This is a genomic window from Grimontia hollisae CIP 101886 (assembly GCF_000176515.1).
In the GTDB taxonomy this organism is placed as follows: Bacteria; Pseudomonadota; Gammaproteobacteria; order Enterobacterales; family Vibrionaceae; genus Enterovibrio; species Enterovibrio hollisae.
Genome location: NZ_ADAQ01000011.1, coordinates 688,102 through 703,409 on the forward strand (window position 1 = coordinate 688,102; position 15,308 = coordinate 703,409).

Annotated in this window: 12 protein-coding genes; 5 read left to right on the top strand and 7 right to left on the bottom strand. The window is 52.2% G+C overall.

The genetic code is table 11. The annotated features are described in order from the left end of the window. Nucleotides 1-85: 85 nt before the first annotated feature. The 3 genes from ettA to VHA_RS09490 all read left to right on the top strand — a co-directional run bounded on the left by ettA (nt 86) and on the right by VHA_RS09490 (nt 3,392). Nucleotides 86-1,753, top strand: a complete 1,668-nt coding sequence (ettA, locus tag VHA_RS09480) for an energy-dependent translational throttle protein EttA (RefSeq protein WP_005503826.1) — start codon at nt 86-88, stop codon at nt 1,751-1,753. Nucleotides 1,754-1,942: 189 nt separating this feature from the next. Then, nucleotides 1,943-2,314 (top strand): PilZ domain-containing protein, encoded by a 372-nt coding sequence (locus VHA_RS09485; RefSeq protein ID WP_005503827.1) that lies wholly within the window; start codon nt 1,943-1,945, stop codon nt 2,312-2,314. Between the two features lie 43 nt (nt 2,315-2,357). After that, nucleotides 2,358-3,392 carry a M23 family metallopeptidase gene (locus VHA_RS09490; protein ID WP_005503828.1) on the top strand — a complete coding sequence of 345 codons (1,035 nt, stop codon included), beginning with the start codon at nt 2,358-2,360 and terminating at the stop codon, nt 3,390-3,392. Between the two features lie 63 nt (nt 3,393-3,455). On the opposite strand, the gene radA is transcribed toward VHA_RS09490, so the two are convergent. Beyond that, on the bottom strand, nt 3,456-4,835 hold the full coding sequence (radA, locus tag VHA_RS09495; protein ID WP_005503829.1) for a DNA repair protein RadA: 1,380 nt from the start codon (nt 4,833-4,835) through the stop codon (nt 3,456-3,458). Between the two features lie 136 nt (nt 4,836-4,971). On the opposite strand from radA, the gene VHA_RS09500 reads away from it, so the two are divergent. Further along, nucleotides 4,972-7,308, top strand: coding sequence for a PilZ domain-containing protein (locus tag VHA_RS09500; RefSeq protein WP_040528586.1), 2,337 nt, complete (start codon nt 4,972-4,974; stop codon nt 7,306-7,308). A 62-nt stretch (nt 7,309-7,370) separates the two neighbouring features. On the opposite strand, the gene serB is transcribed toward VHA_RS09500, so the two are convergent. Then, nucleotides 7,371-8,336, bottom strand: a complete 966-nt coding sequence (gene serB / locus VHA_RS09505) for a phosphoserine phosphatase (protein ID WP_005503832.1) — start codon at nt 8,334-8,336, stop codon at nt 7,371-7,373. Between the two features lie 175 nt (nt 8,337-8,511). Between serB and VHA_RS09510 the strand changes: the two genes are divergently transcribed. Next, nucleotides 8,512-9,120, top strand: coding sequence for a YtjB family periplasmic protein (locus VHA_RS09510; protein ID WP_005503833.1), 609 nt, complete (start codon nt 8,512-8,514; stop codon nt 9,118-9,120). A 120-nt stretch (nt 9,121-9,240) separates the two neighbouring features. Here the strand turns inward: VHA_RS09510 and deoD are convergent, their stop codons facing one another. The 5 genes from deoD to VHA_RS09535 form a co-directional block, all read right to left on the bottom strand. After that, on the bottom strand, nt 9,241-9,966 hold the full coding sequence (gene deoD / locus VHA_RS09515; protein ID WP_005503834.1) for a purine-nucleoside phosphorylase: 726 nt from the start codon (nt 9,964-9,966) through the stop codon (nt 9,241-9,243). A gap of 101 nt (nt 9,967-10,067) precedes the next feature. After that, on the bottom strand, nt 10,068-11,288 hold the full coding sequence (locus VHA_RS09520; protein ID WP_005503835.1) for a phosphopentomutase: 1,221 nt from the start codon (nt 11,286-11,288) through the stop codon (nt 10,068-10,070). Between the two features lie 10 nt (nt 11,289-11,298). Further along, nucleotides 11,299-12,630 (bottom strand): thymidine phosphorylase, encoded by a 1,332-nt coding sequence (deoA, locus tag VHA_RS09525; protein WP_005503836.1) that lies wholly within the window; start codon nt 12,628-12,630, stop codon nt 11,299-11,301. 68 nt (nt 12,631-12,698) lie between these two features. Then, nucleotides 12,699-13,472, bottom strand: a complete 774-nt coding sequence (deoC, locus tag VHA_RS09530) for a deoxyribose-phosphate aldolase (RefSeq protein WP_040528587.1) — start codon at nt 13,470-13,472, stop codon at nt 12,699-12,701. Between the two features lie 415 nt (nt 13,473-13,887). Next, nucleotides 13,888-15,162, bottom strand: a complete 1,275-nt coding sequence (locus VHA_RS09535) for a NupC/NupG family nucleoside CNT transporter (protein ID WP_005503838.1) — start codon at nt 15,160-15,162, stop codon at nt 13,888-13,890. Between the last annotated feature and the right edge of the window lie 146 nt (nt 15,163-15,308).

Below are 15,308 nucleotides of genomic sequence, written 5' to 3' on the forward strand. Positions count from 1 at the left end.
GGCTTGCACTGTTACAATGCGCCAGCGAAGCAGGTAGAATAATGGGCTGATTATTTCCATTTAGTGACAAGAGAACGCGAGCAGAATGGCTGAATACGTTTATACCATGTCGCGCGTTGGCAAAATTGTGCCACCGAAGCGTCAGATCCTGAAAAACATCTCCCTGTGTTTTTTCCCTGGAGCCAAAATCGGCGTATTGGGTCTGAACGGTGCAGGTAAATCCACCCTTCTTCGCATCATGGCGGGTATCGACACCGATATTGAAGGTGAAGCCCGCGCCCAACCGGGCATCAAAGTGGGTTACCTGCCTCAGGAACCGAAACTGGACGAAGAGAAAACCGTGCGTGAAACCGTCGAAGAAGCAGTGGCTGATGTGGTTGACGCCCTTGCGCGCCTTGACGCCGTTTACGCCGCATACGCAGAGCCTGACGCAGACTTCGATGCGCTGGCAAAAGAGCAAGGTGAACTGGAAGCATTGATCCAGGCGAAAGATGGCCACAACCTTGATAATGCGCTGGAGCGCGCCGCCGATGCACTGCGTCTGCCAGAATGGGATGCAAAAATCAAACACCTGTCCGGTGGTGAGCGCCGCCGTGTCGCTATCTGCCGCCTGTTGCTTGAAAAACCTGACATGCTGTTGCTGGACGAACCGACCAACCACCTGGATGCCGAATCCGTGGGCTGGCTGGAGCGCTTCCTGGTCGATTACAGCGGTACCGTGGTTGCCATTACGCACGACCGTTACTTCCTGGATAACGCCGCTGGCTGGATCCTGGAACTTGACCGTGGTGAAGGTATTCCATGGGAAGGCAACTACACTTCCTGGCTGGAACAAAAAGAAGCGCGCCTGAAACAAGAAGCGGCGTCTGAAAGAGCCCGCCAGAAAACCATTGAGAAAGAGCTGGAATGGGTTCGTCAGAATCCCAAAGGCCGTCAGGCAAAATCAAAAGCCCGCCTGGCGCGCTTCGAAGAGCTGAACACCACGGAATACCAACGCCGTAACGAAACCAACGAGCTGTTCATTCCGCCAGGCAACCGTCTGGGTGACAAGGTAATCGAAGTGAAAAACCTGACCAAGTCATTCGGTGATCGTGTACTGATTGATGACCTGTCATTCAGTGTGCCAAAAGGCGCGATTGTCGGCATCATCGGTGCTAACGGTGCCGGTAAATCTACCCTGTTCAAGATGCTGAGCGGCACTGAACAGCCTGACAGCGGTACCATCGAGCTGGGTGAAACCGTTCAGCTGGCCTCCGTTGATCAGTTCCGCGACAATATGGATGACAACAACACTGTGTATCAGGAAATCTCTGAAGGTGCCGACATCATCCGCATCAACAATTTTGAGATCCCTGCCCGTGCATACTGCTCACGCTTTAACTTCAAAGGCAGTGACCAGCAAAAACGTATCGGCGAGCTGTCCGGTGGTGAGCGCAACCGTGTCCACTTGGCGAAGCTGCTTAAAGCAGGCGGTAACGTACTGCTTCTTGACGAACCAACCAATGACCTGGACGTAGAAACCCTGCGTGCACTGGAAGAAGCGCTGCTTGAATTCCCTGGCTGTGCCATGGTTATCTCGCACGACCGTTGGTTCCTTGACCGTATCGCAACTCACATTCTGGACTACCGTGACGAAGGTAAAGTGAACTTCTTCGAAGGTAACTACGCAGAATACAGTGAGTGGCTGAAACAAACCCTGGGCGCAGCGGCAGCTCAACCACACCGTATCAAGTACAAACGCGTGACCAAATAATCACGGACTCCGGTTGAAGAAAGGGTCGGTTCACACGACCCTTTCTTACTTAAAAATCATCAACTTATAACTTTACCGCAAATAACTCACCGCTAAGACACGCAAAACATCACGGAGACGAAACGTCGAAGTAGAGATATATCGCCGACTCTCCTACACTTGGTGTAAATGGATTTAAGGATAAATGAGATGGCAGAACGTCGTAGATATTCCCGCGTGGTGTACCGCACACCGGCCACTATCAGTCAGGGAAACCAAACATGGGAAAGTAACGTACTCGATCTTTCGCTGAAAGGGGCACTGCTTGCTATGCCAAAAGACTGGGAAGCGGGAAACGATCAAGACTACGATGTGCGCTTTAGGCTGCATGAATCGGATATCGAGCTAGAGATGGATCTCAAGCTTGTTCAGGAGAGAGGTGAATACCTGAGTTTCCAGATAGACCACATCGATATCGACAGTGCCAGCCACCTTAAACGTCTGGTTGAACTCAACGTCGGCAATGACACTTTGCTCCATCGTGAACTGGCGCAGCTGACAGACCTGAAAGATACCGTATAGCCCGGCGAGCAAACAACGCGCATAGACATGAAGTAGTCGTACCATGCCTCACAACATCCGAATTGCTGTTTCCCATACAAATGGTTCCCGCCACTTTGTACTTTCCCCATCACTGAAAAAAGTGTTGCTTTCACTTTTCGTTACCCTGTTGGCGGGCATTGTGGCAAGTATTGCCACCATTTATTACCTCAACTACCGTTCAACCACTGCCGAAGTAACACTGAAAGACATGGCGGAGAAGCGCTCTGAGCTCGTCGGTCAGTTAGAAGATCTGAAACAACAGCGACAACAACTTGAGCAACTGATCAACAACAAAGAAGAAGAATATGCGCAAACCATCGAGGAAAAAGACAGTCAGTTGAGCTACCTCACTTTACGCGTCTCTTCGGTGGAAGAAGTACTGGGGCTGGAACAAGACAGTGATGGACCACTGCCGCTTGCCGAGCGTCTGGATGTCGCTGCTATCAACTCCGCTGTACGTGCCACTATGTTGCAACTGATCCCAAGCGGTAAGCCGATTGAAAGCTATCGCCGTTCATCAGGCTATGGTTCGCGAACCCACCCTGTTACCGGCAACAAAAAATTTCACCTGGGTCTGGACTTAACCGCAGACATTGGCACACCGGTCTATGCCCCTGCTGATGGCGTAGTGGAATACAAGCGCCCCAGCCGCAAAACAGGATATGGCAACCTTCTGAAAATCGACCATGCTTTTGGCTTTATGACGCTTTACGCACATCTCGACAAGTTCAACGTTAATACCGGTCAGTTCGTTAAAAAAGGCGACCTGATTGGTTGGTCAGGCAATACCGGCCTCTCTACCGGCCCTCACCTTCACTATGAGGTCCGTTTTCTGGGCCGCGCGCTGGACCCAAGACACTTTATTGCCTGGACGCCGGATAGCTTCGAGTCCCTGTTCAAAAAAGAAGAAAAAGTGACGTGGACCAACCTGGTGAAGATCGTAGAAAGTCTGGTTGCCACCCAAGTACAACTCGCTGCCGGTGCGGCTACCCAAACAGGCACTGTGATCACGAAAAGAGACGAAAACACCCCCATGGCTATTGCATCAGCCGAGTAACAGGCAAAACCAGAAAAGTGCTATCTGACGTGGCACTTTTTCCGTTTGGCTTGCTGTTATGGGCTAGTCCATTTCATCAAGCACGGTCAGCACGTCAGAAAGCTTGCTCACGCCATATACCTTCATGCCCGGCATCTCTTTTTTCGGTGCGTTCGCTATCGGTACCACCGCGCGCTGAAAACCGTGCTTGGCCGCTTCCATCAACCTTTCCTGACCGCTGGGCACCGGACGGATTTCACCGGCAAGGCCCACCTCACCAAACACCACCAAATCACGCGGCAACGGACGGTCCCGAAAGCTTGAAATGAGTGCCAGCAAAAGCGCAAGGTCAGCACTGGTTTCCGTGACTTTCACGCCACCCACCACGTTGACGAACACATCCTGATCCGACATTTGCAGCCCACCATGTTTGTGCAATACCGCCAAAAGCAGCGCCAGACGGTTTTGTTCAAGACCGACAGCCACACGGCGCGGATTGGCAAGCTGGCTGTAATCAACCAGCGCCTGAAGCTCAACCAACAGCGGGCGGGTTCCCTCCCACAACACCATCACTGAACTGCCAGAGGTGGCTTCCTCTCCCCGCGAGAGGAAAATTGCCGAAGGGTTGCTCACTTCACGTAACCCCTGACCTGTCATCGCAAACACCCCCAGTTCATTGACTGCACCAAAACGGTTTTTATGACTGCGCAGGGTACGGAAACGGCTGTCACTGGAACCGTCCAGCAAAATGGAGCAGTCTATACAGTGCTCAAGGACTTTCGGGCCTGCCAGGGTGCCGTCTTTGGTCACGTGGCCCACCATAAAGATCGCCACATTGTGCTGCTTGGCATAGCGGGTCAGCGCTGCCGCCGATTCACGCACCTGTGCCACACTGCCCGGCGCCGAGGCAACGTCGGCGCAATGCATCACCTGAATCGAGTCAATCACCATGATTTTCGGCTGCTCAGTACGTGCAATCGAACAGATGGTCTCAACGTTGGTTTCAGACAGCATCTTGAGCTTGTCTTTCGGCAACCCGAGACGCTCGGCACGCATTGCCACCTGTTGGAGCGACTCCTCACCGGTGACATACAGCGTCGGCATCTGGCTGGCAAGCCAGCACATGGTTTGCAGTAAGAGCGTACTTTTACCTGCCCCCGGGTTACCGCCAATCAGGATAGCCGCCCCAGGCACAATGCCGCCGCCTAACACACGGTCAAGCTCTTTGAAACCACTGGTAAAGCGCGGCACTTCCTGCAGATCAATCGCCGCCAGCGTCTGCACCTTGGCCTCGGTTGCCCCGGCATAACCGGCGTATTTTTCGGTGCGAGCCACTGTAGGGGACGCAGCCAAACGTACTTCAGTGATGGTATTCCATGCACCACAGGCAGAACATTGCCCCTGCCAACGTGGGTAATCCGCTCCGCAGTCGTTGCACACGTAAGCACGTTTTGTCTTCGCCATGACGTCTCCTGTTATCAATTCATACGTGTCTTGCACACAAATTTGCGCATAACTTCACGTCCCAGAAGGGAATAGGGGTAAACTGTAGGCACCGCTTGCCGTTAAAGATGGCAAGATTCTAACAGACTTTAATGAGATGAAGGACCACGACAAGGCGTTGTTTGACCAGCTACTCCCCCTGTATGAGCAAGGAGCTTTTGATGCCGTGCTGGCGAAACTCACCCCCAATAAAAACGCTTCCGAACGTCTAATCATCAAAATGGAAGTATGTCGCCTGATGTCCCCTTGCCGTAAACCGGTCGATCTGAGGGGGAAAGTGGTAGGCGAATGCCGCCGTTATTTCCTGCATGACATCAATCATTGGATGGATGATGTCGCCATCAACCTGTATCACCGCCGTGTCGATATTTATCAAGGCAAGATGGTAATGGGGCTTTGGGAAGAGCTCCACAACACCCCAAACAGCTACCGCGAACTCCAGCGCCAGAATGGTATGCGGGTTTTGGAGTCACCCAATACCGTTGCTGTTGTGCCGCTGCGTTTTGGTCACTATCTCTCTCGCAGTGAAAGCCGGCTCCAGCTTTCAACCCGTATCCAGGCCTTTTTGCCAGATGGCACCGAGGTCAACGGCGCAACGATTGATATCTCTAACTCCGGCATGCAAATCAAACTGCCTGCATCCTTCCACTATGAAATCGGATCAATGCTGGTGGTCTATTTCCCACAGTTGGGTGATGAGTGTCAACTACATGAGCTGTTTACCGGGCTGAATTACCGTGTAGTAGGGATTGAACTGAATCTCCATGGCGACAGCTTTCAGCGGCTTCGCCTGCGTTTGACGAGCAGTACGGACGCAGTAAAAAGGGCCATTGAGATTAAGTCCCTGACGAGCGATCTGGCCTCGTGCACTGAAAATGAAGACAAGTTCCTGACAACCCGCTCCCATGCGTATGAGCAGGTGTTTCTGGAACAGACCCCTTCTCTGCCCCTGTTTTTTTGCGGTAACACGCTAAGATACAGCCTGCTGACCGACCAGAACCGGGCGCTTTGGGATTATTGGCACGATGAACGTAACCAACCGGTTATAGACAAACTTTTCTCTGAAAAGCGCTTGCAATACCTTGCACTGGATGGCCTGACCAGTTGTGAAACCCTGGTGTATTGCTTTAGCCATCAGCAAGGGGAGAAAATCTTCTTTTTTTCTGCCTGTCCGACAGAACTGAGCACAGAACTGCGTCACCTTTTCTGGCATGTGGGCAGTTCACGTCCGTCATGGCGCGTGCTTCGTGTGACCATGGCCAGGATCAGCGAGGAAGATGCACGCCGCTTACAGGAAACCTCTCCGGCACACATTCAACAAATTGATGAAATGACCCATATCGCGACCATCCAGGATCTAACCCTGTCGTCGATAAACGGTGATTTCCGTATCCCGGTAAAACCCAAGCTTTCTACCAAACAACTCAACCCGTTTGTGCACCCACGCGACCCGATTTTACCCATTGAGGCCATGCCATCAATGTTGGCGCCACAGCGTAAAGAACCACGCTATCAACACCGGACCAAAATTACCCTTCTTCATCATCTGACCGGAGAGTTGCAAGGACAAACCATCGACTTTTCCACCCGAGGCCTCAATGTCGAGCTCGACAAGCCGTTCACCGGCAGCAAACTCCAGGAAGTGTCGGTGACGTTTACCGCACTGAAACGCGTCGATCCGGCGGCACCGTTGGGGAAAATGCCTTACAAAGTGGTGCAGATCAGTGAAGACAGAGTCAATATCAAACTGGCCTTGTTAGACGACAAGTACAGCAAACACCGCAGTCATTACCTGCAAAGGCTGATTGAACACAACCAGCACAAACTGATGCTCGACAATGAACACCTGCCGGATGCGCCGCTGCTGCATGCCATGCACCAGATGCTGCTGACACGCCTGTCAGCCACCCCCTATTTTCTTACCCGCCGTGGCGAGACACTTCACGTCTCTGCCATTGGTGCAAACTTCCCGGGGAATGAGTTAAGCCGTCTTCTGCAAAAAAGTGCAGGTTCCGGCATGATGTCGCTAGGCGCTGTGCTTGGCGAGCATCTATCAAAATACGCTACCCCAGTAACCCGTCAGCGCAACCGCCAGACACAGATATGCCATGAGTTCTATATTGCGGCGACGTTTACTGACGGAACAATGGTTGACATAACTTCCCGCCCACTGGAAAGCTTCAATTCCCCGGAAGCACGTAAGATATTTATCTCTCAGGCGAGAAAACGCGGTAAGTTTTTTGCCGTAAGAAACTGGCTACAACCTCTGGATAACGGCAGCCAATGGCTGACACCAGAAACGTTGGAGCCACTGCTGCGCCTTTCGACACAACGGGCGCGGCAACTTGAAGTGGAATTCACCGCACTCTGTGCCTACGGCGAGATGAGCGACATTACCGATGAAGTGTTGCGCCGCCTGGAGATCGGCGGATAACACATCGCTGGAGATAAAAAAGGATGTCTCACGACATCCCTCCGGCTTGCATCAAAACGTGCTTACCATCCGAGGCGCTGAGGCAGCAAGGACGTCGACAACACACAAAGTACGCCCCCTAAATCCGCATGGCGGATAGCCACCTGCGCCGCCTGCTGCACTTTCGGTTTAGCATGATAGGCAATACCAAGGCCTGCTGCGGACATCATCACCAAATCGTTCGCGCCGTCCCCCACCGCAAGGGTATTGGCAGGCATCAGTTCATAGCGTTCTGCTAAATCGACCAGAATATCCGCCTTACGCTGGGCATCAACCACGTTGCCCGCCACTTCCCCTGTCAACTTGCCGTTTTCGATAACCAGTTGGTTAGATTCCGCATAGGTGAGTGACAGGTCTTGTTTCAGCTTGTCCGAAAACCAGGTAAAGCCACCGGAGGCAATAGCGACTTTCCAGCCACGGGCTTGCAGTGAAGCCGTCAGCGGTTTCATGCCCGGCATATAAGGAAGGGTGTCACGCACCTGTTCAAGCACAGAAACATCGGTGCCTTTGAGTGTCGCCACGCGCTGGCGCAGGCTCTCTTCAAAGTCGAGCTCCCCGCGCATTGCCCGCTCTGTCACTTCCGCGACTTGCTCGCCGACACCAGCCAGCTTGGCGATTTCATCAATACACTCAATCTGGATAGCGGTCGAGTCCATATCAAACAGCGCCAGTCCCGGCTCATACAGGTTAGGAATGTTATCAAGTCCGGCACAATCCAGTGCCAGCGCATCACAAAGTTGCACCACCTCCGGCGTCAATGGGCCGCGCATCAGCAATACGTCATAAGGACCGACTGTCCAGCCTGTCAGCGGTAATACGTCTTCGCCAAGGAAAAACGAAAGATCTTCCAGTGCACCAGGGCTGATAGAGTGGCCATACAGGATCCATCCTGCCAAGCGGCAATCGGAAGGGCGAAAATCCCGGATAGTGGGGAATCGGTTCAACAATTTAACGTGCTTTTTGATCGGATAAGCAGATAATGCACTCATTGCATAAAGTCCTTTTTAAGAGATAGCCTTACTATAACAAAGAGTGCCAGTGATCACAGCACAGCGGTAGCTTGCTTTTTTCCAGTCAGAACCGCAAACTGAGCCGGAGCGTGTAGCGCCCTACTCTTTATTTGTTGTGGTAACACGTTAGATACCGCCTTAGCTTGGACAGTTTATGCTGCAAATAAATAGAAAACGCCTAAAAAGGCTTTGGCAATTCATTGTTGTGGTCGCCTGTTTTTCCACAGTAATGATGCTGTTTATGTACAGTAATCAATTAAATAACCGCAATTACAAAATGCTTTATGACCAGACAGAATCACTGTCTCGTGTCATTCTCCGTCAGGCTGCGGCAACAGCGCACACGGCACTTGTCAGTGACGATGTAGCGTCACTCCAGACGTTAGTCAACCACTTGCAAAGCGAGCCATTGATCCTGGATGCAGCGGTTTATGATATCAAGGGGAAACGGGTAGCAAGCTCGCTTAGTGCGATGCCACTGGAAGAGCTGACTGGATTGAATACCCCACTATCGGTCGCCAGCATTGGCCGCCAGCAACTGGTGGAGCCTATTGCCGAAAACGGCAATATATCCGGCTTTATCCGGATCACGCTGGAACATGGGGAAGTGATCAAGGCTGCCTCAAACCGCCTTGAGCAAAGCATTAATCTGGTGCGTGCGATGATACTGGTGGCCATCGCCACCGGCGCCCTGTTGATCTTCACTTTCGCCAACCGCCGCGATTTATGGCGCTCGACGTTTCTGTTGAAGAGTAACGACTAGCAGAGCGACGAGCGGACCTAGGTCCTAGGTCCTAGGTCCTAGGTCCTAGAAGAAATTTTCCCCAGAATGCAAAAAGGATGGCCAAAGCCATCCTTTTTCATTGCTGTCTGTCAGCAGGCCTTACGCTTCTTCTGCGTCGCCCAGCAGAACAGATTCCAGTGCAATTTCAATCATCTCGTTGAACGTGGTTTGACGCTCGTCAGAGGTGGTTTGCTCGCCAGTCTTGATGTGGTCAGACACGGTACAGATAGTCAGTGCTTTCGCGCCGTATTCCGCTGCCACACCGTAGATACCTGCGGCTTCCATTTCCACACCCAGGATGCCGTACTTCGCCATGGTGTCGAAGAATTCTGGTTCTGGTGAGTAGAACAGGTCTGCTGAGAAGATGTTACCCACACGTACGTTGATACCTTTTGCTTTCGCTGCATCTACCGCGTTGCGGGTCATGTCGAAGTCTGCAATCGCGGCAAAATCGTGACCACCAAAACGGGTACGGTTGATTTTCGCATCTGTCGACGCGCCAACACCGATGATCACTTCACGCAGTTTTACGTCTTCACGTACTGCACCGCAGCTACCCACGCGGATGATTTTCTTCACGCCGAAGTCTTTGATCAGCTCAGTCGCGTAGATTGAGCAAGACGGGATACCCATACCGTGGCCCATCACAGAGATCTTGCGGCCTTTATAGGTACCGGTGAAGCCGAACATGTTGCGAACATCACAAACTTGCTTTACGTCTTCCAGGAAGGTTTCTGCAATGTATTTTGCGCGCAGCGGATCGCCTGGCATCAGAACTACATCTGCAAAATCACCCATTTCGGCATTGATATGTGGAGTTGCCATTTTTTATTTCCTTTTGATCAAATCTCGGCCGTAACCGATGCTTATCTGACCGCAACCTCCGGGGTTGCCCATCGGGCTGCGACCGGAATCTAATGTGGGAATTACAGGAAAGACTTTCCGTATTCCATATCAGACGTACCGAAGTACGCCGCCAGAGACTGGCCAATGTCGGCGAAGGTATCACGGCGGCCCAGTGAGCCTGCTTTTACCTGCTTACCATACACCAGCACAGGAATGTGCTCACGGGTGTGATCGGTACCTGTCCAGGTTGGGTCACAGCCGTGGTCTGCCGTCAGGATCAGGATATCGTCTTCACGCAACATCTCGATGATCTCAGGTAAACGCTTGTCGAAATACTCGAGTGCAGCCGCATAACCTGCCACGTTGCGACGGTGGCCATACTGTGAGTCGAAATCAACGAAGTTGGTAAAGATGATTTGGTTGTCACCCTCTTCCTGAATGGCCGCTTTCGTGGCATCAAACAGGGCTTCCAGACCGGTTGCTTTCACCTTCTTGGTGATGCCGCAATGTGCGTAAATATCGGCAATCTTACCGATAGACACCACATCCCCGCCTTTTTCGTCAACCAGCTTTTGCAGCACGGTCGCTGAAGGTGGCTCGACAGACAGGTCACGGCGGTTGCCGGTACGCTCAAACTGGCCTTTACCCGGACCGATAAACGGACGCGCAATCACACGGCCGATGTTGTAGTCTTCCAGCTCTTCACGGGCAATCTGGCAAAGCTCTAGCAGGCGATCCAGACCGAAGGTTTCTTCGTGACAGGCAATCTGGAATACCGAGTCTGCTGAGGTATAGAAAATTGGCAGGCCCGTCTTCATGTGCTCTTCACCCAGATCGTCAAGGATCTGGGTACCTGATGCATGACAGTTACCTAAAAAGCCCGGCAAACCGGCACGCGCCAGGATGCGATCTGTCAATTCTTTCGGGAAGCTGTTTTCTTTGTCGGTGAAATAACCCCAGTCAAACAGCACAGGCACACCGGCAATTTCCCAGTGGCCGGAAGGGGTGTCTTTACCGGAAGAAAGCTCAGCTGCATGGCCGTAGGCACCGATGATTTCAGCGTTTGGATCCAGCCCTTCCGGGAAGTAGCCAGATGACTCTTCACATGCTTTCCCCAGACCCAGCGCATTAAGATTAGGCAGCGTCAGAGGCCCCTGACGATCGTCATTGTTTGCATGGCCTGCCGCACATGCTTTCGCAATGGAGCCCAGGGTATTGGCGCCCACATCACCAAATTTGTGGGCATCTTCGGTGGCACCGATCCCAAAAGAATCCAGTACCAAAATAATCGCGCGTTTCATGATCGTCTCCTTAGACGTCTTGTGGGCCAATCTGACGATACACGTCAGGGGTAGCCTGTGGTGCTTCATCCTCAATGCGCATCGCAGCATGAAGTTCTGCTGCAGCCTGTTGCCATGCTGCTTCATCCTTGGCATGGACTACTGCCAACGGCGTGGTACTGTCAACATGCATCCCAAAACGGATAACATCGCTAACACCCACGGAATAATCAATGATATCGCTGGCAACACGGCGTCCACCACCAAGGCCAACGACGGCCATGCCTATCGCACGGGTGTCCATCGCGGAGACAAACCCCGCTCGGCTGGCAAACACAGGTTTCACCACGTTTGCTGTTGCCAGATATTGACGATAGTTCTCAACGAAATCGAGCGGACCGCCCAGGCCTGCTACCATCTTGCCGAAACACTCTGCCGCCTTGCCGTTATCCAGCACGGTTTGCAGTTTGTTCATGGCTTCGTCTTTGTCTTTCGCCAGGCCACTGATGGTCAGCATTTCTGCGCAAAGCGCCATAGTGACAGTATACAAGCGAGGGTTACGGTATTCGCCTGTCAGGAACTGTACAGCTTCTTTCACCTCAAGTGCGTTACCCGCGCTTGATGCCAGCACCTGGTTCATGTCAGTCAACAGTGAACTGGTTCGGGTGCCTGCGCCGTTCGCCACAGCAACGATGGTTTTCGCCAGTTCTTCGGATTTTTCGTACGTCGGCATAAAGGCACCGGAGCCGACTTTTACGTCCATCACCAGCGATTCCAGACCTGCAGCCAGTTTCTTCGACAGGATGGAGGCGGTGATCAGGGAAATATTGTCGACGGTCGCAGTCACATCACGGGTCGCGTATACGCGCTTGTCCGCCGGAGCCAGATCACCGGTCTGGCCGATAATAGCCACCCCCGCCTCTTTGGTCACCTTGCCGAAAACGTCATTGCTCGGCGTAATGTTATAACCCGGAATCGCTTCCAGTTTATCCAGCGTACCGCCGGTATGACCCAGACCGCGGCCTGAAATCATGGGTACGTAACCCCCGCATGCGGCGACCATTGGCCCAAGCATCAGGGACGTCACATCGCCCACACCGCCGGTGCTGTGTTTATCGACGATAGGACCATCAAAATGCATGTGTGACCAGTCAATCACCATGCCTGAATCACGCATTGCACAGGTCAGTGCGACACGCTCATCCATGGTCATGTCATTGAAGTACACTGCCATGGCAAATGCGGCAATCTGTCCTTCAGAAACCGTTTCTTTCGCGATGCCCTGGATAAAAAAGTTAATTTCTTCAGACGTCAGCGCAATGTTGTCACGCTTCTTTCTGATGATTTCCTGGGGAAGGTACATAGTCGACCTCACAAACTGGATATCAAAAACAGGGGGAGCCAGAACAGTCAGCTCCCCAAGGAAAGTGCTTAGTAGCCGCCTTCCGCCGCTTTTTCGCCTTCACCCAGCGTGTGAAGCAGGTTCGCCAGCAGGCTTGATGCGCCAAAACGGTAGTGTGCGCTGTCTGCCCAGTCGCTACCCAGAATACGGTCTGCCATCGCCAGGTACGCTGCTGCATCTTCTGCCGTGCGCACGCCGCCAGCCGGTTTGAAACCAACCTTGTCTGCAACGCCCATTTCTTTGATAACGGTCAGCATGATTTCTGCGGCTTCTGGGGTCGCGTTGACTGGCACTTTACCGGTAGAGGTCTTGATAAAATCTGCGCCCGCTTCGATAGAGATTTCAGATGCGCGTTTGATCAGTGCTGCGTCTTTCAGCTCACCGGTTTCGATGATCACTTTAAGCAAAACGTCGCCGCACGCAGCTTTACACTGTTTCACCAGCTCAAAACCGGTTTTCTCATCGCCGGCGATCAGGGTGCGGTATGGGAAAACCACATCCACTTCGTCCGCGCCGTATGCCACTGCCGCCTTGGTTTCAGCCACAGCGATATCGATGTCGTCGTTACCGTGTGGGAAGTTGGTGACAGTTGCAATTTTGATGTCAGGTGTGCCTTGTTCACGAAGCTGTTTCTTCGCAACAGGGATAAAGCGTGGGTAGATGCAGATAGCAGCAGTGTTACCTACTGGGGTTTTCGCGCTCTTACACAGTGCGATCACTTTCGCGTCTGTGTCGTCGTCATTCAGGGTGGTCAAATCCATTAGTTTCAGGGCACGAAGCGCTGCTGCTTTTAGATCGCTCATGACTTTCTCCAGTCGTAAATATTCAAAACCAAGTAACAGACTATGTGAAGCATTGCTCGACATAACCTGATGAGCGGACTTGGCTCCTTGAAGTTTGGCGCTTTGTGTTGTCAGCACCAATCAACATTCCTTGTTGGCCGCACACCCTTTTGGGTGTTCACCTGACGGGAGTGCGTGTTTTACCCTTCAGGCATGACGTTTCACTTTCCGCTGCCTGTGAAACAGTAGTGAAATTAGTGAAAGACCACTACTGAAACTTTGACAGTGTTCACCAATTTTATCAATCTTCCCTGAGGCAAGCCAGATGTTAACTATTTATGTTGAAACCACATTACTACCTACCGTGAAAGCGCAAGATCCAAACGAAAAAACCGCCTCACAGGGAGGCGGTTTCTCAACAGGGATTACCAGATGCTTACATCGCAGCCAATGTCAGGAAGAAGCCCGCGATGGTTGCACTCATCAGGTTAGACAGGGTACCTGCACACACGGCTTTCACACCAAAGCGCGCAATATCGTGACGACGGGTTGGTGCGATGCTGCCCAGGCCACCCAGCAAGATTGCAATAGATGACAGGTTAGCAAAACCGCACAGTGCAAATGAGATGATTGCGACCGTCTTGTCACTCATCACCTCGCCTGTTGCGGCAACAGCTTGCGGTGCATCACCCACATAAGGTACGAAGTTCAGGTAGGCAACAAATTCATTCACTACCAGCTTTTGACCAATGAAAGAACCCGCCAGATCCGCTTCAGCCCATGGCACACCGATCAAGAATGCCAGCGGCGCAAACGCTTTCCCTAACAACCACTCCAGTGTCAGGCCTTCGATGCCAAACCAGCCACCGATGCCAGACAGCATGCCGTTGATCAGTGCAATCAAACCGATAAATGCCAGCAGCATTGCACCTATGTTCAGTGCCAGTTGCATACCGGAAGATGCACCGCCCGCTGCTGCGTCAATAACGTTTGCTGGCTTGTCTTCTTCTTCATCATCGACATCTTTACCGAATTGATCGATTGGCTCTTCGGTTTCTGGCTTGATGATTTTTGCGAACAGCAGACCACCCGGTGCCGCCATGAACGATGCAGCAATCAGGTATTCCAGAGGAACCCCCATCGCAGCGTAACCTGCCAGTACCCCACCTGCTACCGATGCCAGACCACCACACATCACTGCAAACAGCTCTGACTGGGTCATTTTAGGCACATAGGGGCGTACAACCAGCGGCGCTTCAGTCTGACCAACGAAGATGTTTGCCGTTGCAGACATGGATTCTGCGTGAGAGGTACCCAGCACTTTACGCAGTGCACCACCCAGAATACGGATAACAAACTGCATGATACCCAGGTAGTACAGCACGCTGATCAGCGCAGAGAAGAACACAACGGTAGGCAGAACCTGAAACGCGAAGATAAAACCGATACCTTCAACAGAAAAGTTCACCAGGCTACCGAACAGGAAGCCGATACCGTCTTTACCATAGTTAATGACGTTCTGTACCGCGTTTGACATGCCATTAAGAATAGCTTGACCTGCGGGTACAAACAGGATGAAACCACCCAGAACAAACTGGATGACAAACGCACCGCCAACGGTGCGCAGGTTTATCGCTTTGCGGTTGTCAGATAGCAGCACTGCGATACCCAGCAGCACAACCATCCCTACAATGCTCATAATCAGGCTCATAAAAGGGGTTCCTAAAAAAGTCTTGGCGTCTCGACAAATTGGGAGTGTTATTCCGGCGGCGATTATACGCATGGGACAGGTTGCGAAGGAATGCATCAATCACACTTAATGTGAAAAATTCGGTGTAATTCACTCAAAAAGGTGAC

What these genes read in the sequence shown, in the direction of transcription:
- ettA (WP_005503826.1), top strand. Translation starts at nt 86, where the DNA reads ATGGCTGAATACGTTTATACCATGTCGCGCGTTGGCAAAATTGTGCCA.
- VHA_RS09500 (WP_040528586.1), top strand. Translation starts at nt 4,972, where the DNA reads ATGAAGGACCACGACAAGGCGTTGTTTGACCAGCTACTCCCCCTGTAT.
- deoD (WP_005503834.1), bottom strand. Translation starts at nt 9,966, where the DNA reads ATGGCAACTCCACATATCAATGCCGAAATGGGTGATTTTGCAGATGTA.
- VHA_RS09520 (WP_005503835.1), bottom strand. Translation starts at nt 11,288, where the DNA reads ATGAAACGCGCGATTATTTTGGTACTGGATTCTTTTGGGATCGGTGCC.
- VHA_RS09490 (WP_005503828.1), top strand. Translation starts at nt 2,358, where the DNA reads ATGCCTCACAACATCCGAATTGCTGTTTCCCATACAAATGGTTCCCGC.
- serB (WP_005503832.1), bottom strand. Translation starts at nt 8,336, where the DNA reads ATGAGTGCATTATCTGCTTATCCGATCAAAAAGCACGTTAAATTGTTG.
- radA (WP_005503829.1), bottom strand. Translation starts at nt 4,835, where the DNA reads ATGGCGAAGACAAAACGTGCTTACGTGTGCAACGACTGCGGAGCGGAT.
- VHA_RS09510 (WP_005503833.1), top strand. Translation starts at nt 8,512, where the DNA reads ATGCTGCAAATAAATAGAAAACGCCTAAAAAGGCTTTGGCAATTCATT.
- VHA_RS09485 (WP_005503827.1), top strand. Translation starts at nt 1,943, where the DNA reads ATGGCAGAACGTCGTAGATATTCCCGCGTGGTGTACCGCACACCGGCC.
- deoC (WP_040528587.1), bottom strand. Translation starts at nt 13,472, where the DNA reads ATGAGCGATCTAAAAGCAGCAGCGCTTCGTGCCCTGAAACTAATGGAT.
- deoA (WP_005503836.1), bottom strand. Translation starts at nt 12,630, where the DNA reads ATGTACCTTCCCCAGGAAATCATCAGAAAGAAGCGTGACAACATTGCG.
- VHA_RS09535 (WP_005503838.1), bottom strand. Translation starts at nt 15,162, where the DNA reads ATGAGCCTGATTATGAGCATTGTAGGGATGGTTGTGCTGCTGGGTATC.